At 66.3% G+C, this 21,251-nt stretch carries 17 protein-coding genes; 12 read left to right on the forward strand and 5 right to left on the reverse strand.

The annotated features are described in order from the left end of the window. The first annotated feature begins 35 nt into the window (after positions 1 to 35). From AC6CIE_RS01660 to AC6CIE_RS01700, 9 genes are all read left to right on the forward strand, one after another. Positions 36 to 1,394 carry a TadA family conjugal transfer-associated ATPase gene (locus tag AC6CIE_RS01660; protein ID WP_175123676.1) on the forward strand — a complete coding sequence of 453 codons (1,359 nt, stop codon included), beginning with the start codon at positions 36 to 38 and terminating at the stop codon, positions 1,392 to 1,394. Beyond that, positions 1,394 to 2,317 (forward strand): type II secretion system F family protein, encoded by a 924-nt coding sequence (locus AC6CIE_RS01665; protein WP_498090892.1) that lies wholly within the window; start codon positions 1,394 to 1,396, stop codon positions 2,315 to 2,317. The genes AC6CIE_RS01660 and AC6CIE_RS01665 overlap by 1 nt, the downstream gene beginning before the upstream one ends. Positions 2,318 to 2,330: 13 nt before the next feature. Then, entirely contained in the window at positions 2,331 to 3,323 is a 993-nt protein-coding gene (locus AC6CIE_RS01670) for a type II secretion system F family protein (protein WP_452001231.1), read from the forward strand. Between the two features lie 11 nt (positions 3,324 to 3,334). Further along, positions 3,335 to 4,183, forward strand: a complete 849-nt coding sequence (locus AC6CIE_RS01675; RefSeq protein ID WP_498091546.1) for a tetratricopeptide repeat protein — start codon at positions 3,335 to 3,337, stop codon at positions 4,181 to 4,183. 22 nt (positions 4,184 to 4,205) lie between these two features. Next, positions 4,206 to 4,634 carry a DUF3613 domain-containing protein gene (locus AC6CIE_RS01680; protein WP_498090893.1) on the forward strand — a complete coding sequence of 143 codons (429 nt, stop codon included), beginning with the start codon at positions 4,206 to 4,208 and terminating at the stop codon, positions 4,632 to 4,634. A 102-nt stretch (positions 4,635 to 4,736) separates the two neighbouring features. After that, positions 4,737 to 6,779, forward strand: coding sequence for a TadG family pilus assembly protein (locus AC6CIE_RS01685; RefSeq protein ID WP_498090895.1), 2,043 nt, complete (start codon positions 4,737 to 4,739; stop codon positions 6,777 to 6,779). A 49-nt stretch (positions 6,780 to 6,828) separates the two neighbouring features. After that, entirely contained in the window at positions 6,829 to 8,220 is a 1,392-nt protein-coding gene (locus AC6CIE_RS01690; protein ID WP_175123671.1) for a sigma 54-interacting transcriptional regulator, read from the forward strand. Between the two features lie 117 nt (positions 8,221 to 8,337). Continuing rightward, complete coding sequence (locus AC6CIE_RS01695; RefSeq protein WP_175123670.1) at positions 8,338 to 9,042, forward strand: DUF2968 domain-containing protein; 705 nt, start codon at positions 8,338 to 8,340, stop codon at positions 9,040 to 9,042. A 43-nt stretch (positions 9,043 to 9,085) separates the two neighbouring features. Then, complete coding sequence (locus AC6CIE_RS01700) at positions 9,086 to 9,544, forward strand: DUF1178 family protein (RefSeq protein WP_175123669.1); 459 nt, start codon at positions 9,086 to 9,088, stop codon at positions 9,542 to 9,544. Between the two features lie 139 nt (positions 9,545 to 9,683). On the opposite strand, the gene efp is transcribed toward AC6CIE_RS01700, so the two are convergent. The 3 genes from efp to AC6CIE_RS01715 form a co-directional block, all read right to left on the reverse strand. Beyond that, positions 9,684 to 10,244, reverse strand: coding sequence for an elongation factor P (gene efp, locus AC6CIE_RS01705; protein WP_006225610.1), 561 nt, complete (start codon positions 10,242 to 10,244; stop codon positions 9,684 to 9,686). Positions 10,245 to 10,371: 127 nt separating this feature from the next. Further along, the gene (gene earP / locus AC6CIE_RS01710; protein WP_498090897.1) at positions 10,372 to 11,484 is read right to left on the reverse strand and encodes an elongation factor P maturation arginine rhamnosyltransferase EarP; all 1,113 of its coding nucleotides are present in this window, start codon (positions 11,482 to 11,484) and stop codon (positions 10,372 to 10,374) included. Between the two features lie 7 nt (positions 11,485 to 11,491). Continuing rightward, complete coding sequence (locus AC6CIE_RS01715; protein WP_175183974.1) at positions 11,492 to 12,694, reverse strand: DUF2863 family protein; 1,203 nt, start codon at positions 12,692 to 12,694, stop codon at positions 11,492 to 11,494. 257 nt (positions 12,695 to 12,951) lie between these two features. Here AC6CIE_RS01715 and AC6CIE_RS01720 point away from each other — a divergent pair, with 257 nt between their 5' ends. Beyond that, positions 12,952 to 13,725: a DODA-type extradiol aromatic ring-opening family dioxygenase gene (locus tag AC6CIE_RS01720; RefSeq protein WP_175123666.1), complete on the forward strand. Its 774-nt coding sequence runs from the start codon at positions 12,952 to 12,954 to the stop codon at positions 13,723 to 13,725. 153 nt (positions 13,726 to 13,878) lie between these two features. Here the strand turns inward: AC6CIE_RS01720 and acnA are convergent, their stop codons facing one another. Both acnA and AC6CIE_RS01730 read right to left on the reverse strand, forming a co-directional pair. Continuing rightward, positions 13,879 to 16,584, reverse strand: coding sequence for an aconitate hydratase AcnA (gene acnA / locus AC6CIE_RS01725; protein WP_175123665.1), 2,706 nt, complete (start codon positions 16,582 to 16,584; stop codon positions 13,879 to 13,881). 249 nt (positions 16,585 to 16,833) lie between these two features. Then, a complete protein-coding gene (locus tag AC6CIE_RS01730; RefSeq protein WP_498090899.1) occupies positions 16,834 to 17,742 on the reverse strand; it encodes a LysR substrate-binding domain-containing protein in 909 nt (302 codons plus the stop codon). Between the two features lie 151 nt (positions 17,743 to 17,893). Between AC6CIE_RS01730 and AC6CIE_RS01735 the strand changes: the two genes are divergently transcribed. Beyond that, a complete protein-coding gene (locus tag AC6CIE_RS01735) occupies positions 17,894 to 18,811 on the forward strand; it encodes a pirin family protein (RefSeq protein WP_286936069.1) in 918 nt (305 codons plus the stop codon). A 163-nt stretch (positions 18,812 to 18,974) separates the two neighbouring features. Beyond that, on the forward strand, positions 18,975 to 21,206 hold the full coding sequence (locus tag AC6CIE_RS01740; protein WP_218344621.1) for a TonB-dependent receptor: 2,232 nt from the start codon (positions 18,975 to 18,977) through the stop codon (positions 21,204 to 21,206). Positions 21,207 to 21,251 lie beyond the last annotated feature (45 nt).

A 21,251-nucleotide genomic window follows, 5' to 3' on the forward strand; every position in this document is an offset into this window, starting at 1 on the left:
GACGGCGAAACAGACGGACGGTTACGGAATCCGACATGATCATGACAGCGACGATAGAGTTCGGCGGCGACGGCGACAAAGGCTTCTCGGCGTCGGACCGCTACCAGGAAGTGAAGACGGCGGCCTACGAGCATCTGCTGTCCCGCATCGAGGAACTGGGTGCGGAATTTGGCCGGTGGGCGCGATCGGCCATTCAGGAATTCGTGGACATCGAGGTCGCGAGCTTCGTGCGGATGCGCCGCGTCGCGATCAACGAGAGCGAAATGCGCGCCATCGCGGAGGCGCTGACCAAGGAGCTGGCGGGCCTGGGGCCGCTGGAAGACCTGCTCGCCGACCCGGCCGTGGAAGACATCCTGATCAACGGCTACGACAACGTCTTTGTCTCGCGCCGCGGCGTGCTGGCCCGCGAGTCGCTGCGCTTTACCGACAACCAGCATGTGCTGCGCATCGTGCGCCGAATCCTGGCGCCCATCGGCCGCCGGCTGGACGAGTCCAGCCCGATGGTGGATGCGCGCCTGCCCGACGGCGGCCGGCTGAACGTGGTGATCGAGCCGCTGGCGGTGGACGGTCCCATGGTGTCGATCCGCAAGTTCCGGCAGGACCCGCTGAAGCCGGCGGACCTGCTGACGCTGGGCACCTTCGACGAAGCGATCTACCGCCTGCTGAACGAGGCCGTGAAGAACCGCTGCAACATCCTGGTGTCCGGCGGCACCAGCTCGGGCAAGACGTCGCTGCTGAACGCGCTGGCGTTCTTCATCCCTGAGAACGAACGCGTGGTGACGGTGGAGGACACCGCGGAACTGTCGCTCAACCATCCGCACGTGGTGCGGCTGGAATCGCGCCAGGGCGGCTTTGACGGAAGCGGCGCAGTGACCATCCGCGAACTCATCCGCAACAGCCTGCGGATGCGGCCCGACCGCGTGGTGGTGGGCGAAGTGCGCGGCGCCGAGGTCATGGACATGCTGCAGGCCATGAACACCGGCCATGAAGGGTCGATGGCGACCATTCACGCAAACTCGCCGCGCGAATGCCTGTACCGGATCGAGATGCTGGCCGGCTTTGCCGGATTCCAGGGCAGCGAAGACAGCCTGCGGCGCCAGATTGCCAGCGCGCTGGATTTCATTGTGCAGATCGGCCGCCTGTCCAACGGCAAACGCCGCGTGCTGTCGGTTACCGAGATCACCGGCATGGGCGACAACGTCATCTCCACGCAGGAGCTATACCGCCACGACCCGTTTGCGACGCCGGATGGCGAGGAACGGGATCGCTGGAACTGGCTGGGCATCCATCCCCATACGCCCAAGCTGGCCAAGCTGCGCAACGAGGCGCGCGCCAACGACAACGCGCCGGACGACCGCGATGGCGGGGGTGGCTTCTGGAGCCGGAGGCGCTGATGCAGGACGTGATGGCGCTGTTGAGTCTGGCGGCGGTGCTGGCCGTGGGCGCGGTGCTGCTGTGGCGCCACGCCGACCGCAGCGCGCGCCGGGCCGCCAGTTCCGCGTTTCTGGACAGCCAGTTGGCGCGCGGCCGCGAAGAGACGGCGGGCGACGCGCCCTTTGCCGAGAACGCGCGCGAGTTCCGCAGCGGCCACGCCGGCTGGGACCGTCTGCTGCGGCTGGCCGGCCTGCGGCAAAGCGTCGGCCTTTACCTGCGCATCGCGCTGCCTGTCGTCGTGGGCGGGGCGCTGGCGTGGGCCTTTCTGGGACCGCTGTCGGGCGCGGTGACGTTCCTGCTGCTGGCCGTGTTTGCGTACTTCCTGCTATGGCTGAGGGCCGACAAGCGTCAGCGCCGGATGATTTCGCAGTTGCCCGCCTTCCTGGACAACATCGTGCGCCTCTTGACCATCGGCAACAGCATCGCCGCGGCATTCCGCACGGCGGCGGCCGCCACCGATGAGCCGCTGCGCGAAGTGGTGGAGACGGCCGCAAGCCTGAGCAGCTCGAAAGAACTGGACGCGGCGCTGGCGCACGTGTCCCGCATGTACGGGCTGAAGGAGCTGTACATGGTGGCGGCGGTTGTGTCGCTGGCGATGCGCTTTGGCGGGCGCAGCGATCAGGTGCTGGAGCGCATGGCGGCCTTCATGCGCGATGTCGCCCAGGCACGCAATGAGCTGACGGCAAGCTCGGCAGAGGTCCGGCTGTCCGCCTGGATCCTGGCGTTGCTGCCCGTAGGCGTGGCCGGCTTCATCATCGTCGCCAACAACAACCTGTTCATGGGCCTGTGGGAAGACCCGCAGGGCTTCAAGATGCTGCTGACCGCGGTCTGCCTGCAGATCGGCGGCTGCTATTGGCTGTATCGCATGGCCAAGGCCATCTGAGGGGAGGCGGCGCATGGACACCCTCCAATCCTTGAACGCGAACACCGTGCTGGCGATGGCGCTGATGCTGGTGGCGGCGGGTCTGGTGGTGCTGGGGCTGGGCATGGCGCGGCGCCTGCGCAGCCAGGACCGCAGCCGCCAGGTGGTGGATCAGGCGCTGGCGGCGAGGGAAGGCGCAGCGGCATCGGCGGCGCCCAGAGAAGAAAGACGCGGCAGGCTGGCCGCGGCGGCGCGTGTGGCCGATACGTTCGGCAAGCGCCTGAGCGAAGGCCGGCTCGCCGACGCGCTGCTGGCCGCCGAAGACCGCAAGCTGGTCGACATGGCTGGCTACTCCCAGCCCGGCACCGCGCGTTCGCGCTTCGTGCTGGTCAGGTTTGGCCTGGCGCTGCTCTTGCCGGTGGCTGTGATTCTGCTGGACTGGCACAAGCAGTTGCCGCAGATGCCGTTGCGCGCGTTTGTCGCGGGATTCGTGGCGTTCGCCATCGGCTACATGCTGCCCAAGTGGATCGTGCAGCGCCGCCTGGCGCGCCGCCGCCGTCAGGCCGCCGACGAGCTGCCTTTGCTGATCGACCTGTTGCGTCTCTTGCAGGGCGTCGGCTTGTCGATCGACCAGAGCCTGCAGGTCCTGGTCAAGGAGTTCGGCCAGGTGCTGCCGGTGCTGGCTTCGGAATTGCGGCTGGCTTCGGAACTGTATGTGCGCGGGCGCACGCGCGAACAATCGCTGGCCCGCATGGCCACGGGTTTTGACAACGACGACCTGTCCGCCATCTGCCGCCTGATCGCGCAGGTGGATCAGCACGGAGGCGCCGTGCAGGAGCCGCTCAACCGCTTCGGCGAGCGCCTGCGGGACAAGCGGCGCCTGGAGCTGAAAGAGAAGGTGGGCAAGACCACGGTCAAGATGACCGGCGTCATGATCGTGACGCTGCTGCCCGCCCTGTTGATCGTGACGGGCGGCGCGGGGTTTATCGCGGTGTTGCGCGGCTTGTCGCGCATGGGAGGGATGTGATGGACGGAAGAATGGAAAACCGGTCGCGCTGGGGGCTTGTGGTCACGGCGCTGGTCATTGGCGCGGGTCTTGCCGGATGCCAGACCAACAAGGCGGAATCCGCCTGGCAACTGATCCAGCAACAGCAGCAGGAGCAGGCGCTGATGCGGCAGCAGGAGGACGAGGCCGAAAACAAGCGGCGGCCCAAGGAGCCGGAGCTGATGCTGTCCCTGATCGTCGAGGCGCAGCGGCAGGACCGCTACTTCGCGTCGCTGGCGTATATCGATGGCTTTCAGCAGAAGTTCGGCAATGATCCGCGCGTGGCCGTCCTGCGCGCCGAGGCGCTGCGCCAGACCGGCCAGACCGCGTTGAGCGAAGCGGCCTACCGCGCGTTGACCACCACCGATCAGGCGGCCGAGGGCTGGCATGGCCTGGGCCTCATCGCCGGCGGGCGCGGGCAGTTCGACCAGGCGGCGGACTACCTGGGGCGGGCGGCCCGGCAGTCGCCCATGGACGCGCGGATCCTCGGCGACCTGGGCTATGCGCGGCTGCGCGCGGGCGATCCGGCGGGCGCGCGCGTGCCGCTGGGGCAGGCGGCCGAGTTGACGCCCGATAGCGGCAAGGTGCTGGCGAATCTGGCGGTGCTGCTGCTGGTGGAGGGCGATGCGCTGCGCGCGCAGCAGGTGATGGCGCGCGCGCAACTGGGCGAGGAGGCGCGTGGGCAGGTGCTGCGCATGGCCGCCGAGATTCGTGGCCAGTTGGCGCCCGCGCCCAGCGCGTCTTCCGCGTCGGCCACCCGGGTGTCCAGCGGCGAGCAGGTTGTGTTGCCCAGGATGAGCCCGCTGATGGAAGGGCTGGGCAATGGTCCCATCGTGCGCTAACCCAATGTTCAGGAAATCCGCCATGATCCGTTCCCTTCCGCACGCGCTTTTGATGCTGGCCTGCGCCGCGATGGCGCCTTCTGCGGCACACGCGCAGACGAATGCGCCGTTGACGGGCGGCATGTCCGCCGTGCCGGGCGCCGCGGCGTCCCCGACCGCCATGCCGAACAGGCCGGTGGTGCAGCAGGTGCAGACGCCGATGCCGGCGGCGCCGGCGGCAGCAACGGCGACGACGGCATCGGCCGCCTCTTCGGCCCCCGCCGCGCCGGAGGCCTTCGGCGACGTGACGCGCGGGCTGCTTGCCGCGCAGGCCGACGGACGGCGGGCCGGCAATGCGTTGCCCGTGCTGGGGCCGGTCTCCACGGCCGCGTGGAACCGCTACGTGGAAAGCTTCAAGCAGCCCATTCCCGTGTGGTTCGACCGGAACGTGGAAATCCCCAACGTCCAATAGCTCCCCTCGGCGGGGCGCTCCCGCCGCATGCCCAGACGGAGTCGCAAGCGCATGTCAGCCGGCCATCAACGTTTCCCTCCGCCGCCGCGGCAACGCGGCAGCATGACCGTCGCCGCCGTGTTCGCGGTGCTGGTGGCGGTGGTGTTGCTGGGCGTGCTGCAGTTGGGCTACGGGGCCTACATGAAGCGCGAGATGCAGAAGGCGGCGGATCTGGCCGCGTTGTCGGCGGTGCAGGTCCTGAATCTGGGCGCCAGCGCGGACTGCACGCGCGCCGCCGCCGCAGGCCGCGCATCCGCCCTGGCCAATCTGCCGGACATTCTTGACACGTTCACGGCCGCCGACCTGACGGTGGAGTGCAAGGTGTGGGATCCGGCGCGGTCCGACGCCAGCGGCATGCACGTGTTCGACGCGGCGGGCGGGCAGGCCTACAACGCGGTGCGGGTGGCGGTGCGCAAGCAGCTGGCCAATCTGGTCCCCGGCGTGGACGGCGTCACGGCGTCGGCCGCGGCGGTGGCGACCCGCACGCCGCCGGTGGCCGCCTTCACGGTGGGATCGCGCCTCCTGCGGCTGGAGCGCGGCGGGTTGCTGTCGCAGCTGTTGGCGACGGCGGGTGCTTCGCCGTCGCAACTGGACGTGCTGGATGCCGCGGGGCTGGCCAACGTCAACATCACGCCGGCCGGTCTGCTGGAAGCGCTGGGCCTGCCGCTGTCGGCCGTGGCCGGCGTGGGCACGCCCGAACAATTGGCCGCGCTCAACACCCTGACGCTGGGCCAGTTGCTGAACGCGACGCTCAGCGTCATCGACAAACAGGCAACGGCCACCGCCGACGTGGCGCTGCTGCGCAACGCCATCAACACCGTCCTGGCCGTGATGCCGCTGAACCTGCCGGTGAAACTGCTGGGCGACGGCGGTGTGCTGGATCTGCACGTCGCGGGCGGCGACGCCAGCGCCGCATTGCAGGCCGAGGTCAACGCGCTCAACATCCTGGAAACCGCCTTGGTCATCGCCAACGGCAGCAACCTGATCAATCTGGGACTGAGTGTGCCCTTGCTTGGCCTGGACGCACGTGTTCGCATCGTCGAGCCGCCGTCCGTGGGCGTGGGCGGCGTGGGCACGCAGGCGATCAGCGCCGGGATTCGCGTCTATCTGCGCGTCAACACCACCAACATTCCGCTGGTCGGCCCCTTGCTGGCCAACACCCTGAACACCAAGGTGGACCTGCCCATCATCATCGACGTGGCGCAATCGACGGGTACGCTGCGCAAGCTGTGCGAGGCGCCGCTGCAGGAAAACCAGGCGGTGATCGACGTGACGTCGGCCGCAGCAAGCGTCTGCCTGGGGCGCTTTCCCGGCATGAAGTCGGCCACGGACAGCAGCGCCGCAAACTTCCAGTCGCTTACCAATCGCTGCGAACCGAGCGCGTTCACCGCAATCGGCCGCCATCAGGTCCTGAACGTGCTGGGCATCCTGCCGCTCACGGCGCGGGTAACGCTGCCGGTGTTCAGTTCGACGGCGCCCGTTTCGGTCACGCTGACCGAGCCGCCATCGCCCAACGCCACGGCCACCGTCAACGCCACGAACGTAAACCTGTCCAAGCTGGCCGCCAACCTCACGGACGCGCTGATCGGCGGCATCCTGGGCGACCTTTTCAACACCGGCACGCCATTGACCGAAGCGCAGCGCAAGGACCTGGCGACCCAGTTGGTGGGCGGCGACAAGAACAACGCGGGCAAGACGATCTCCAAGGTGGTCAACGACATGCAGTGGTCCAAGACCGCGATGGACCAGTTGAGCGCGCGCTTGACTACCGGCGGCCTGACCGGGGTGCTGGGCGGCACGCTGCAACTGGTGGGCGGCATTCTGAACTCGCTGCTGCTGGCGCCCATCAGCGATGTGACGTGCGCGCTGGCGCTGACGCCGGATGCGATCCGGCAGTGCCGGGTCAACGCGGTCGGCACGCTGGCCCTGAACGGCAGCGGCCAGGTCGGCGGCGTGCTGTCGGTCGTCATGGTGCTGCTGGACCCCTTGCTCAGCTCGCTGTCCGTGGCGCTGCAGCAATTGCTCGATGTGCTGGGCCTGAGCGTGGGCCAGACCGACGTCGCCCTGATATCCGTGGATTGCGGCAAACCCCGCCTGGTGTACTGATGACAACGCTCCTGAATTCCATTTCCTTCCCTCCCGCATGGGCCAAGCGATGAGCGAGAATTTCGCGCGCGAAGATTTTGACGTGTACGTCTGGGAAGGCGCCTCCGACATCGCCAGCCGCGCCGAACGCTGTCTGGCCGGCATGGACGTGTCGCTGATCCGGGCCGACGCCGGCACGGCGTTCCCGCCGCCACGCGACGTGTCGCGGCGCGCGGTGGCGCTGGTGTCCGTGTCCGTGATGGGCGACAAGCGCTTCGGCGGCTACGACTGGCTGGCGGCGCAAGGCATGCCGGTCATCTGGGTGGCGGCGGAGGCGCGAGGGCGCGATCCGCGCTTCTACCCGCCGGAATACTCGTATACGCTGCCGCTGTCCTTTACCAGCGCGGACCTGCGCAAGTTGCTGACGGAATTGCTGGGCACGCTGAACCAGCTGGACCGCGCGGCGCCCCGGCGCGAGCAGCCGCTGATCGCCGTATCCGCGGCCATGCAGGACCTGCTGGCCGAAGCCGGGGTCTACGCGGACTGCCGCAGCAATGTGCTGATCCACGGCGAAACCGGCGTGGGCAAGGAGCGTATCGCGCGCCTGCTGCATGACGAGGCCGCATGGCGCGCGGGTCCGTTCGTGGCGGTCAATTGCGGCGCCATCCCCGAAGGCCTCTTCGAAGCGCATTTCTTTGGCCACGCGAAGGGCGCGTTCACGGGTGCAATCGGTGCGCACAAAGGGTATTTCGAGCAGGCGCACGGCGGCACGCTGTTCCTGGACGAGATCGGCGATCTGCCGCTGTACCAGCAGGTCAAGCTGTTGCGGGTGCTGGAACAGAACACGGTGACGCGGCTGGGTTCAACGGCGGAGGTGCCGGTGGACTTTCGTCTGGTTGCCGCCACCAACAAGGATCTTCGGATGCTGGTGGGGCAGGGCGAATTCCGCGCGGATCTGTATTACCGGCTGGCGGTCATCGAGCTGCGCATTCCCAATCTGGAGCAGCGCGGTCCGCACGAGAAGGCGGCGATCTTTCGCGCCTTGCTGCTGAGCCAGGGCGTGCAGGACGAGCCCCCGCCATGGCTGCTGGACCGCGTGGCGCGCACGCGTTACGAGGGCAACGTGCGCGAACTGTCCAACGTGGCCGAGCGCGTGGCCATCGTGCGGCGACAGTTCCAGGCCTGGGACCAGCCGCGCATCGAGCGCATCTTCGATCAATTGGCCGAACCGCTTCGGCTGGCCGGCACGGCGGCTGTGCGATTCGATCCCGCCAGCTTCACCGATGCCGAACGCGCCGAACGCGAACGCGTGCTCGCGGCGCTGGAAGCCAATGGCTGGCGCCGTCAGGACACCGCGCACACGCTCGGCATCAGCCGCAAGGTGCTATGGGAAAAGATGCGCAAGCTGCACTTGGGCGCCGCGCAGAACGAATCGGCCGACGGCCTTGCCGAGACGACTTGAACCCGCAATAGGGAATGGCCCGTACGGGGCCACAGTTTCGAAGCCGAATCAGACGAGCATTGCTCTGTCGGCAGAAATAAATTGATATAGTTCCGCAACCGTTTTTTTGGGGTGAATATGAACGTCCAATTTATCCGTGGCGCCACCCGCGTGGCGTTGTTGGGCTCGGTCCTGACAAGTCTGGCCGCTTGCGCCAGCGCGCAGCCGGAACCGCCCCGGCCCACGGTTAAACAGGTCGAGGACACGCAGGCCGCCTCCACGCCCGTGACACCGCCCGCGCCGCCGCCGGCTGCGCGTCCGGCCTCCACGGTGTCGGAGCTGCAAAGCCTGATCCAGAACCGCCAGGTGTCGGAGCTGCGCACGGCCTACAACGGCACCTACGGCGCCAGCCTGTTGTTCAAGCCCGACGACCTGACGTATTACGTCGCGCTGTTCCAGCAGAAGGACTTCTGGCGCGTGATCAAGACCAAGTCCGACAAGCAGGCCGAAGCCACGTATCGCGCGTTCGTCGCGCAGTCCGCCGAGCTCGCCGAAGTGGACATCAAGCGCATCAAGATGCAGGCCGAAAACGCGCATGCCGAAAAACTGCTGGCCAGCCGCAGCGCCGAACTGAGCGCGCTGCAAGCTGACCGCACCGTGCGGCTGCAGCAGGAAGAGCAGGTCGCGGCGCGTCAGCAGCAATCACGCGAGGAAGCCACGGCGCTGGCCGGACAGCAGAAGGACGTGCGCCAGCAACTGCGCGACCTGCAGCGTCAGATCGACGCCTTGCAGGCGCAACAGGCACAGGTCGGCAATCCGGCAGCGCAAACCCGGGCCAAGTAGCACGCCTTCTTGTACTCTGGGCGTTGCACCCCATATAGACGCCATGGCTCTGAAAGTTTTTGACCTCCAGTGCGACCACGACCACATCTTTGAAGGGTGGTTCGGGTCGCACGAAGACTACGACGCGCAGCAAGCGCGCGGCCTTGTCACGTGCCCCGTCTGCGGGTCGGCCACCATCACCAAGCGCCTGTCCGCTCCCCGTTTGAATGTCGCCCACCTGCACGCGCCCGCGGCCCAGCCGCTCGTGCCGGCCGGCGCGTCCGACGCGGAAAAGATGGCGGCCCTGCAGGCCGCCGTCATGCGCCAGGTTCGCGCGCTGGTGCGCAGCACCGAAAACGTCGGCCCCCGCTTCGCCGAAGAAGCGCGCCGCATCCACGAAGGCGACGCCGACGACCGCCCCATCCGCGGCACCGCCACGGTGGAAGAACGCGAAGCCCTGGCCGAGGACGGCATCGAAGTCATGGCGGTCCCGGATTTTCTGGACGACGAACGATTGCAATAGCGGGCCGAGGTGTCCGGCTCTCCTGGCTAGATGATCTGCAGTTTGAAGCAGCGTCTCAAAGGGTGTCAGACACCTTGCCACCCACCGCCCAAAAAAAAGCCAGACCGAAATAGGTCTGGCTTTTTTGCGCTGGGCCGGATCAGTTGTTGACGCGGCTGCGGTATTCGTTGGTGCGGGTGTCGATTTCGATCTTGTCGCCAATGGCGCAGAACAGCGGCACGTTCAGTTCGTAGCCGGTGTTGATCTTGGCCGGCTTGGTCACCTTGCCCGAGGTATCGCCACGGACGGCGGGTTCGGTGTAGGTGATTTCGCGCACGAGCGTGGTGGGCAGTTCAACCGAGATGGCGCGGCCGTCGTAGAAGACCACTTCCACGGGCATCGCTTCTTCCAGGTAGTTGAGCGCGTCGCCCATGCTTTCGGCTTCGATTTCGTACTGGTTGTACTCTTCGTCCATGAAGACGTACATCGGGTCGCCGAAGTAGGAATACGTGCATTCCTTGCGATCCAGTTGAACGACTTCGAACTTTTCGTCGGCCTTGTAGACCGATTCGCTGGCCGAGGCGGTCAAGAGGTTCTTGAACTTCAGCTTGACCACGGCGGCGTTACGGCCAGACTTGTTGTATTCGGCCTTCTGGACCACGAGGGGATCCTTGCCGACCATGACCACGTTTCCGACTCGCAATTCCTGAGCGGTTTTCATCGATAAAACTCCGGGGGTGATGGGTGCACTCGCCGTGCTTGCATAAGCCGCGTGAGGCTTTGCACACCCCGGGAGGCGTCATAGTTGAGGCCCGACAGATTCAGGGCAACTCAGAAAACTCTCTATTCTAACGTTTCTTGGCCAACTCTGCGCAAAACGTGGCCAGATTTTCGGCCAGGCCGGGCAGGGCCGACTGGCTGGCGTTCCAGGCGAGGGCTGCGTCGGACCACGCGCGCCAGGCGTCGGGCGCCAGCGCGGCGCTGACGGCCGGGGCCGTGCGGCCGGGTTCGGACTCGTTCCAGGCGCGGATCAGCGCATGCGCCATTTCGGGGGCCGGGTAGCGCGCCAGCCAGGCTTCCAGCTTTTCAAGATGGACGTTTTCGTCCTGGGGATAGATCTGCCAGACCAGCGGCCGGGCGGCCCAGGCGGCCCGCACGAAGGAATCTTCGCCACGCACGAAATTCAAGTCCGCGCACCACAGCAGGCGGTCGTAATCGGGCTGCGCCAGAAAAGGCAACCGGACGACGCGCGGCGCGCCAGCCGACTGGCAGGCCGCTTCCAGCGCGGGCGCGACGCCCTGCGGCACCAGCAGCAGGGTAGGGCGCGTGTCGGCCGCCAGGGCCTGGGCCAGTTCGGCCACCGGCGCCGACGGATAGCAAAACAGGGACACGGTGCGCGCGCCACTGCGCCGCAGCGCCAGCGCATCGTCTGGCACGCCGGCCGAGCGCAGGAAGGCGTCCTGCATGTCCGCCGAGCCCTGCAGCGCTTCGCGCTCCACGGCCAGGGCCGGTTCGCGCAGCAGGCCGCCCGTGGCCGGCGTAAACCCCGGGAAAAAGAAGTGCTTCACCAGGCCGTCCGGCCGCTGCGACGGCAGCCCGTGGCAGCTTTCGACCCACGCTTCGGCGCTCAGATATTCCAGGTTGATCCAGACGGGGTGGCTGCGGCGCATGGACGCGACGAAGGTCTCGGGCGGATCGCACGCGAACGCCTCGATCACGACGTCGCGCGCCTGCAGCGTGGCGTCGGGTGCATCGGACCAATGCATGACGTCGACGCCCGACAACTGCTGGTGAGCGGCGTCGGCCAAGATGCCGGGCTGGATGTGCGAGAAGCTGGCCAGGTCGTCGACCCACAGGCGGACATCCCAGCGGAAATCGCGCGCGAGCTGGCGCGCAAGACGCCAGCAGACGCCGATATCGCCGTAGTTGTCGACGACCCGGCAGAAAATGTCCGCTTGCATGGCTGGCCTAGTGGAACTGGGCGGGGGCGGCCTCGGCGTCCTCGGGCAGTTCGGCATGCACCAGTTCGCCCAGGGGATTCGGGAAGTAGGGCGCGCCGCAGTCCTCGCAGTACTCGGGCGGCAGCACGCCGGGGATGCGGCGAACGTCGGTGACCCCGTATTCCTTCAGCAGTGCCGCGATTTCGTCGACCACGTCGGGCTGGCCTTCGTCCATGACCAGGTCTTCCTCGCGGCCGTACAGAGGCCACACGCAGCCGTAATACACGTCGTTGCTGCTGCGCGCGGTAAAGCCGATGCGGTATTCGTCGATGCGGCCTTCGCCGCAGCCGGCCACCACGGCCCGGAGCTGCGAGGCTTCAAGGTTGACGGCGCCTTCCAGCCAGCTGACCGCCGCGCGCAGCGACAGCGGGCGCACCTGACGGTCGGCTTCGCGGTTGCTGACGTAGTAGGCGTCGGGCAGCAGGGCCTCGAAACCGCACCCCGGCAGCAGCGCGGCCAGCGTGGGCTGCGCTTGCGCGGCCCATTGCGCCAGGCAGGCATCACGGCTGGCGTCGGCATCGCCCAGCTTTTCCTGCCAACGGAAGATCGGCTCGCCTTCGGGCACGGCGACCGTGCCGACGATGTAGCGCGTGTCGGCCAGCATGTTCGCGGTTTCGGTGTCGGTGTTCAGGGCCGGCTTGGTGGTCTCGGCGCCCAGCGCCTGCGAGCCCAGGCGTTGCAGCCATTGCCAGGTCTCGGAGAACGTGCGCGGCATCTGGTCCACGCTGACCAGCAGCGGCATCAACGTGGTGCGCGCATTGCTCGACAGGACATGCCCGTGAAGCTGGGCCAGCAGGGCTTGCTGCGCGCTGGCCGAAATGGGGCCGGTAGGAATGGCGTAGCGGGTCCAGGCGACGATGGGCGCGACGATCAGCAGGATGTCGTAGCGAACGCCGTTTTTCTCGATCTTCATCGATTCGGACAGGGTTTCGGCCTGTTCGATCAGAACTTCGTAGGCGCCCACGTCGCTTTGGGCAAGGTGGTCCAGCGCCGCTTCGAGCGGGGCGTCCTGGCCAGCCTTGAGCAGCTTCGGGATCGCTTCGCCAAGCTGGGTCTCCCAGAAGACGTCTTCGACGCGGCTGCCCGAGCGGTTCAGCGCCTGGGCAAGCGCGACCAGCCGGGTAGCGTCACGGGTCATGCGGGGAGCGGATTGGCTGCGGGATCGGGCCATAACTTCGGGGAACGTCCATTCAGTGTGTAACGACGTAGTTTAACGCCCGGCACCCTCGGCGGGGTGATGGCCCATTGCACTCCGACCAGACTGACCCCGCCGCCGTTCGGTAGGGGCGTGACTACGGCGGAATTCTCAAGCGCGCGCGGTCTTCATTGATGCTTATCGGGCAACAGATTATCCCGAGACCGGGGGTTTATTGCTCGTTTGAATCGGCCGACAATGACGGCATCGTTATTGTTTCTGGAGGCACAGCCATGCGTTGGCCTACGCTTTTCGTATCCCACGGTTCTCCCATGCTCGCCGTCGAGCCCGGCCGCACCGGCCCCGCACTAGCGGACTGGAGCGCCGCGCAGGGCCGCAAGCCGCGCGGCATCCTGGTCGTTTCGCCGCACTGGATGGGCGAGGGGCTGGCGCTCTCGACCCGCGATCAGCAGGTCGCCTGGCACGACTTCGGCGGCTTCCCGCAGGAGCTTTACGCGCTGCAGTACGCCGCGCCCGGGTCGCCCGAACTGGCCGCGCGCGTGCAGGCGCTGCTGGCCGAATCGGGCATCGCCGCCGATCGTGATCCCCGGCGCCCGTTGGACCACGGGGCCTGGGTGCCGCTGCGCTATCTGTACCCGGATGTGGACGTGCCGGTTGTGCAACTGTCACTGGACATGGGGCGCGACGCGGCGGGACAGATGGAACTGGGTCGCGCGCTGGCGCGCCTGCGCGACGAAGACATCCTGATCATCGGTTCGGGGTCGCTGACGCACAACCTGCGCCACGTCCGCATGCCGCAGAACGCGCCGGCGGCCGAGTACGTGCCGGGCTTTCAGGCGTGGTACGCGGACAAGCTGGCGCATCACGACGTGCCTGCGCTGCTGGATTGGCAGGCGCAGGCGCCTGGCGCGATGCAGGCGCATCCGCATGACGATCATCTGATGCCGCTGTATGTGGCATTGGGCGCGGGCGGCACGAAGGCGCGGCGGCTGAATGACGAGGTGTCGTACGCGGCGTTGGCGATGGACGCCTATCAGTTTGATTAAGCCCGCGCCATTACCTGGTGTCTGACACCCGTTGAGAAACGGCGGCAAGCCGAAGATATCTCTGGAGGGTGTCAGACACCTCCGCCGCCCATGAAAAACGCCCCGGAACCGCAAGGTCCCGGGGCGTTCTTACTGCGCTGCAGCCGTTGACGATCAGGCAGCAAGCAGCTGGCGCAACACAAACGGTAGGATCCCGCCGTGCTGGTAATAATCGACCTCGATCGGCGTGTCGATACGCAGCAGCACGGTCACGTCCTGCTTCGAACCGTCCTTGCGCGTGATCGTCAACGTCACGTCCTGCATCGGCTTGATGCCGTTTTCCAGGCCCGAGATGTCGTACGTTTCTTCGCCGGTGATGCCCAGCGACTGCACACTGTCGTTGCCCTTGAACTGCAGGGGCAGCACGCCCATGCCCACCAGGTTGCTGCGGTGGATGCGCTCGAAGCTGCGCGTGATGACCGCCTTGACGCCGAGCAGCTGGGTGCCCTTGGCGGCCCAGTCGCGCGACGAGCCGGTGCCGTATTCTTCGCCGCCGAACACCACGGTGGGCGTGCCGGCCGCGACGTACTTCATGGCGGCGTCGTAGATCGACATCTGTTCGCCGGTGGGCTGGAACAGGGTTTCGCCGCCTTCGAAGCGGCTGCCGTCCGGCAGCGCGGGAATCATGAGGTTCTTGATGCGCACGTTGGCGAAGGTGCCGCGCATCATGATTTCATGGTTGCCGCGGCGCGAACCGTAGCTGTTGAAGTCGGCCTTCATGACGCCGTTTTCCTTCAGCCACTTGCCGGCGGGCGAGCTTTCCTTGATGGAGCCGGCGGGCGAGATGTGGTCGGTGGTGACCGAGTCGCCGAACACGCCCAGCGCGCGCGCGCCCTTGACCGTGGGCATCGCGCCCGGCGTCATGCCGAAACCTTCGAAGAAGGGCGGTTCGGCGATGTACGTGGAGTCGGGCCAGTTGTAGGTATCACCCGTGACGCCCTTGATGTTTTCCCACAGCTTGCCGGGGTTGCTCTTGACCTGGCCGTAGTTGGCCTCGAAGGCCTCGGGGTCCAGCGCGTACTTCAGGAGCGCGTCGATTTCCTCGGTGGTCGGCCAGATGTTGCCCAGCCACACGTCGCCATTCTTGCCGCGGCCGACGGGCTCGGTCATCAGGTCGCGCGTGACGGTGCCGGCCAGGGCGTAGGCCACGACCAGCGGCGGCGAAGCCAGGAAGTTGGCCTTGATGTTTGGGTGGATGCGCGCCTCGAAGTTGCGGTTGCCCGAGAGCACTGCCGAGCAAACGAGGTCGTTGCTGGTGATGGCTTCGTTCAGGTCAGCCGTTAGGTCGCCGGCGTTGCCGATGCAGGTCGTGCAGCCGTAGGCCGCCACGTCGAAGCCCAGCTTTTCCAGGTAGGGAAGGAGGCCCGTCTTGGTCAGGTATTCGGTGACCACGCGCGATCCGGGGGCCAGCGAGGTCTTGATGTGCTTGGGCACTGTCAGGCCGGCTTCCACGGCCTTCTTGGCCAACAGGCCCGCCGCCAGCAGCACGCTGGGGTTGGACGTGTTGGTGCAGGACGTGATGGCGGCGATCAGGATGTCGCCGTTCTTGACCTTGGTGCCGGTGCTGGTGGTGAAGGTCTGATCCAGCTTTTCGGCGGGCTGGTTGAAGCCGTTTTCGGCGACCGGCTTGGAGAACAGGTCGATGAACGTGTTCTTGACGTTGCCGATCTCGATGCGGTCCTGCGGACGCTTGGGGCCAGCCAGCGACGGGGCGACGGTGGACAGGTCCAGCGTCAGCAGCTTGGTGAAATTGATGTCCTGGGCCGCGGGAACGCCGAACATCTTCTGCGCCTTGAAATAGGCCTCGAAGGCAGCGATTTCCTCTTCGGTGCGGCCGGTGCCGCGGAAGTAGTCGATGGTGCGTTCGTCGACCGGGAAGAAGCCCATGGTGGCGCCGTACTCGGGCGCCATGTTGCCGATGGTGGCGCGTTCGGCCACGGTCAGGCTGGCGGTGCCTTCGCCGCAGAATTCGACGAACTTGCCCACCACCTTTTCACGGCGCAGCATTTCGGTGATGGTCAGCACCAGGTCGGTGGCAGTGACGCCGCCGCGCAGTTGGCCCTTGAGCTCGACACCCACCACATCGGGCGTCAGGAAGTACACGGGCTGGCCCAGCATGCCGGCTTCGGCTTCGATGCCGCCCACGCCCCAGCCGACCACGCCGATGCCGTTGATCATGGTGGTGTGGCTGTCGGTGCCCACCAGCGAATCGGGGTAGAAGACGTTGTTCTTCTTGTCCTGGTGCACACCGCGCGCCAGGTATTCCAGGTTGACCTGGTGGACGATGCCGAAGCCCGGCGGCACGACGCCGAAGGTGTCGAACGCCTGCATGCCCCACTTCATGAACTGGTAGCGCTCCTGGTTGCGCTTGAACTCCAGCTTCATGTTCAGGTCCAGCGCGTTCTTGGTGCCGAAGTAGTCGATCATGACCGAGTGGTCCACCACCAGGTCCACGGGCACCAGGGGTTCGATGCTCTTGGGACTCTTGCCCATCTTGTCGGCAACCGAGCGCATGGCCGCGATGTCGGCCAACAGCGGCACACCGGTGAAGTCCTGCAGCACGACCCGGGCGACCACAAAGGGAATTTCGTCTTCGCGCTTGGCGTTGGCCTGCCAGTTGGCGAGCTGCCGCACGTGTTCTTCGGTGACTTTCTTGCCATCGCAGTTGCGCAGCACGGATTCCAGCACGATGCGGATGGAGACCGGCAGCCGCTGCACGTCGATGCCGAGCGATTTGCCCAGCGCCGGCAGCGAGTAGAACTGACAGGACTTGTTGCCGATCTTGAAATTCTTGAGTGTGTCTAGGGTGTTGTGCGGCATGATGGACTCCGTGGTTTTGCCCAGGCTGAAGGCGGCATTTTCAGGCGTTTCGGCAGGTTTGTCATTGTCTCTTGGACAAGTTTGCCGAGGGTCTATATCTTGGTTTATGTCTTATATCTTATATAAGACTTGGGCGACGCGTCAAAGTTCCGGCCCTTTATCGACCCAGACCGGTCCGGATTCGGCGAAACCCTTACTTTGGCGGACGCGCGCCAAGCCTGCAAGACCCTGCGCGCGCAAGAATGGCCCTTAGATCAGGCGCGCCGGCAGCTCCGCCGCCACGTATTCAAGAAATCGTTTCAACGCCAGCGGCTCGCCGCAGCGCGCGGGCATGACGGCGTAGATTCGCGCGGGCGCCGCCGACCAGCTGGGCAGGATATGCGCCAGACCGCCTTGGTCGAGTTCAGGGCCGCACAGATAGCGCGGGACCAGCGCCACGCCCAGCCCCGCGCCGGCCATTGCGCGCAGCGTGTCCATATTGCTGCTCAGGCTGCGCGGCTGGAACTCCACTGACTGCATTTCACCGCCCGGCCCGGTCAGCCGCCAGGTGTGCGGGCTATCCTGCGTGCCGTGGGCCAGCAGGGGCAGGGTAGCCAGATCGCGCGGGTGGCGCGGTGCGGATCTGGCCATCGCAGGGCTGCACACCAGCGCCAGCGGCACTGGGGCAATTTCCAGCGCATTGAGCTTGGCATCCGTGAGCGAAGACGCCTGGGCGCGGAACGCCAGGTCGTAGCCTTCACCGACCAGATCGATGATCTGGTCGCGGGTATCCAGCAGCACCCGCACGCGGGGATGGTCCGCGCAGAAACGGGCGACCAGTCCGCCCAACACCCGCGTCGCAAGCGGCGCCGGCGCGGTGATGCGCAGCATGCCGGCTGGCGCATCGCCCATCGACGCAGCCAGATCGAAGACGCTGCGCGCTTCGCGGGCCAGCGCCTGGGCGTGGGCATGTATCTGTTCGCCCATCGGCGTCAGCGACACACGGCGCGTATTGCGTTGAAGCAGCCGCACGCCCAGGCGCGCTTCAAGCTCCGCAACCCGGCGGCTGAGCTTGGAACGTTGCATATTCAACACACGTGCGGCCGCCGAGAAGCCACCTTTTTCGACTACTTCGCTGAAAAGCAGCAGGTCTTCAAGGCGATGAACGTAGTTAGGCATACAGCGTTTTAATAGGAGAAATTCGAAAATTTGATGGCATTGTCCTGACAGCCGGGACAATTATTCCTGAAATTGGCCCCTACTGTCCGGCGGGCCGACCTCATAAGCTGTCGCCGCAATACATGTTCAGCAAACAGCAAGGCAGCACTTTTTGACTCTTCATCTCAGCGCCGTCATCGCCGGATCCAGCCGCTACCTGGGCGACGCCTGCACCATCCGTCAGTTCCGCCATACCGATTTTTCGGGGGGCATGTCGCCCGTGGTGCTGGTGGACCACTTCGTCATGACGGGTCCCACGTTTGAGCCACATACGCACGCCGGCGTCAGCGCCGCGACGCTGCTGCTGGAAGACAGTACGGGCGTCATGCAGAGCCTGGAAGGCATCGAGAACAATCGCGAAATCCGCGCGGGCGACCTGCAGTGGACACAAGCCGGGCGAGGCATCGTGCACGCGCAGCGGCCGGCGGGCGACGCCACGCTGCACGGACTGCAGATCTTCATCGACCACCCGGCGCATCTGAAGTCCCTGCCGCCGTCTACGTCGTTGCTGCGCGCTGCGGACATGCCGGTCATCCAGACCCCCTCGGGCAAGGTGCGCGTGGTGGCGGGCAGCTATGCCGGTCTTGAATCGCCCTTGTGCACGCCCGAACCGCTGCTGATCCTGGACGGCTGGCTGCGGCCGGGCGCGACGACGCTCCTGCCCATGCCACCTGGCTGGAATGCCTGGTTCTATGCGGTGCAGGGCGACTTGGGCGTGCGCGCCAGGCACCGTAGCAAGGGCGGGCCGCCGCTGCCCAAGGTGGCGGGGGGCGATCCGGACTTTGCGGTGCTGCCCGCCGGTTCCGCCGCTGCCGCCAGCGCCACGCCGGATGGTGAAGAAGGCGTGCTGCTGCTTATGGCGGGCAAGGTGCCCGTTCATTTTGTGCTGGTGGCCGGCCCCGCCGTCGTGGCGGCGTCGGAGCAGGGCGCCGGCATCACGCCGGCTGCCGATGCGGCCCTAGCCGAGGCGCTGACGGCATACGACGCCGTGGAGAGCCCGGCGGCGGAAGATGCATTGAGCATCTGCTGAATCAGGACGGAATCTGTTGTTCAGCCGCAACGTTGGACACGGATTCTTCTTGAGGGACGCAATGAGAACGATTCTCTTTTGGTAACATCTAGCGCGTCAGATCTCTCAAGCGGATCTCCCCACCGCACCGCGGAGCTTGTTTCCGCACCACCAGCGTCCCCCTATGAAAATCAGAACTCTCGCTTGCATGGCCGCCGCGCTGCCGTGCTTTGGCGCCGTCCACGCCCAGACCGCGCCCCAGACAGCCCCCCAGACGACCCAGCCCGCCACGACCAGCGGTCCCGTGACCTCGATGGACGCCATCCGGGTCGAGGCGAGCGCTGACGCGTCCGCCGGCGGCCTGTCGGCGCCGTTCGCGGGCGGCCAGGTGGCCCGCGGCGGCCGTGTCGGCATCCTCGGCACCGAGGATTTCATGAACACGCCGTTCAGCGTGACCAGCTACACGAATGAGCTGATCCAGGATCGTCAGGCGAAGAGCGTGGGCGATGTGCTGCAGAACGACTCGGGCGTGCGCGTGGCGCGCGGCTTCGGTAATTTCCAGGAGTCGTACTTCATTCGCGGCTTCATCCTGAGCTCGGATGATGTGGCCTACAACGGCCTCTACAGCCTGCTTCCCCGCCAATACATTGCCACCGAACTGTTCGAGCGCGTGGAAGTGCTCCGCGGCGCAACCGCCTTCCTGACGGGCGCGACGCCCGGCGGCGGCGGCATCGGCGGCGTGATCAACCTGGTGCCCAAGCGCGCGCCGAACGAACCGCTGACGCGCGTCACCACGGGCGTTTCCAGCGGCGGCCAATTCCAGCTTTCCACCGACATCGCGCGCCGCTTCGGCCCGGATGACAGTACCGGCATCCGCCTGAACGCCGCACAACGCAGCGGCGACACGGCGATCGATGACGAACACAGCCGCACCAGCGTCGTTTCGCTGGGCCTGGACTGGCGGTCGGCCGACACGCGCCTGTCCGCCGACATCGGCTGGCAGGAAAACAAGCTCAAGCGTCCGCGTCCCAACGTGACGCTGGGCGCCGGTGTCACGACCGTGCCCGATGCGCCGGACGCCAGCTCGAACTATGCGCAGCCGTGGACCTATTCCAACGAGCGCGACGTCTTCGGCACGTTGCGCGCCGAACATGACTTCAGCGACAAGCTGACCGCGTACGGCGCGTTCGGCATGCGCCGTAGCGACGAAGCCAATTCGCTGGGCAACATCACGCTCACCAATGGCAGCACCGGCGCCGGCAATTTCTACCGCTTCGACAACACCCGCGAAGACAGCGTCAACACGGGAGAAATCGGCCTGCGCGGCAAGTTGCGCACCGGTCCCGTGGGTCACGAATTCGTCGTGTCGGCCTCGTGGTTCGATCTGAAGAAGAAGAACGCGTACGTGATGGACTTCCGCAACACGTTCCCCACGAACATCTACGATCCCATCTCGTACGACAAGCCTGCATTCAGTGCCGGCGCGCTGCGCGGCAACGATCTGGACAACCCCGCGTTGCAAGGCCGTACCCGCCTGAGCAGCTATGCCATCGGCGACACGATGTCCTTCCTTGACGACAAGGTGCTGTTCACCGCCGGCATTCGTCATCAGCGCATGTCGCAACGTGACTACGCCTACAACACCGGCGCGGAAAGCGGCGCCTACGACGCCAGCCACAATTCGCCGGCCTTCGGTCTGGTGTTCAAGGTGGCGCCGAGCGTTTCGCTGTATGCCAACTACATCGAAGCCTTGGTTGCCGGCCCGACCGCGCCTGCGACGGCAGGCGGCCGTCCCGTGCCGAACGTTGGCCAGAGCCTGCCGCCCTTCGTGTCCAAGCAGAAGGAAGTGGGCGTGAAGTACGAAGGCGAGAGCCTCGGCGGCGGCCTGGCGTTCTTCTCGACCGACAAGCCGCGCGCGGCCTACAACGCCAGCAACGAGCTGACCAATTCGGGCGAAGACCGCCACCAAGGCGTCGAACTGACCGTCTTCGGCGAGCCCGTGCGCAGCGTGCGTCTCCTGGGCGGCCTGACCTGGCTGGATGCCAAGCAGGTCAAGACCGGCACCGCCTCGCTGAACGGCAACCGCGTGATCGGCGTGCCGCGCTTCCAGGCCAACATGGGCGTGGAATGGGACATCCCGGGCGTGGAAGGCCTGGCCATCGATGGCCGCGTGGTCTACACCGGCTCGTCGTATGCCGATGACGCCAACACGCTCAAGGTTCCCGGCTGGACGCGCTTTGACGCCGGCCTGCGCTACATGATGGACGTGGACGGCCACGTCGTGACGCTGCGCGCCCGCGTCGACAACATCGCCAACCGCAACTACTGGTCGTCGGTGGGCGGCTATCCGGGCAACGGCTACCTCGTCCTGGGCGGTCCGCGCACGTTCTCGCTGTCGGCCAGCATGGACTTCTGATCGCTGCGGGCTGATGCCCGTACATGAAAAATCCCCCGAATGCCT

The sequence above is a fragment of the Achromobacter sp. GQ309 genome (assembly GCF_059759315.1).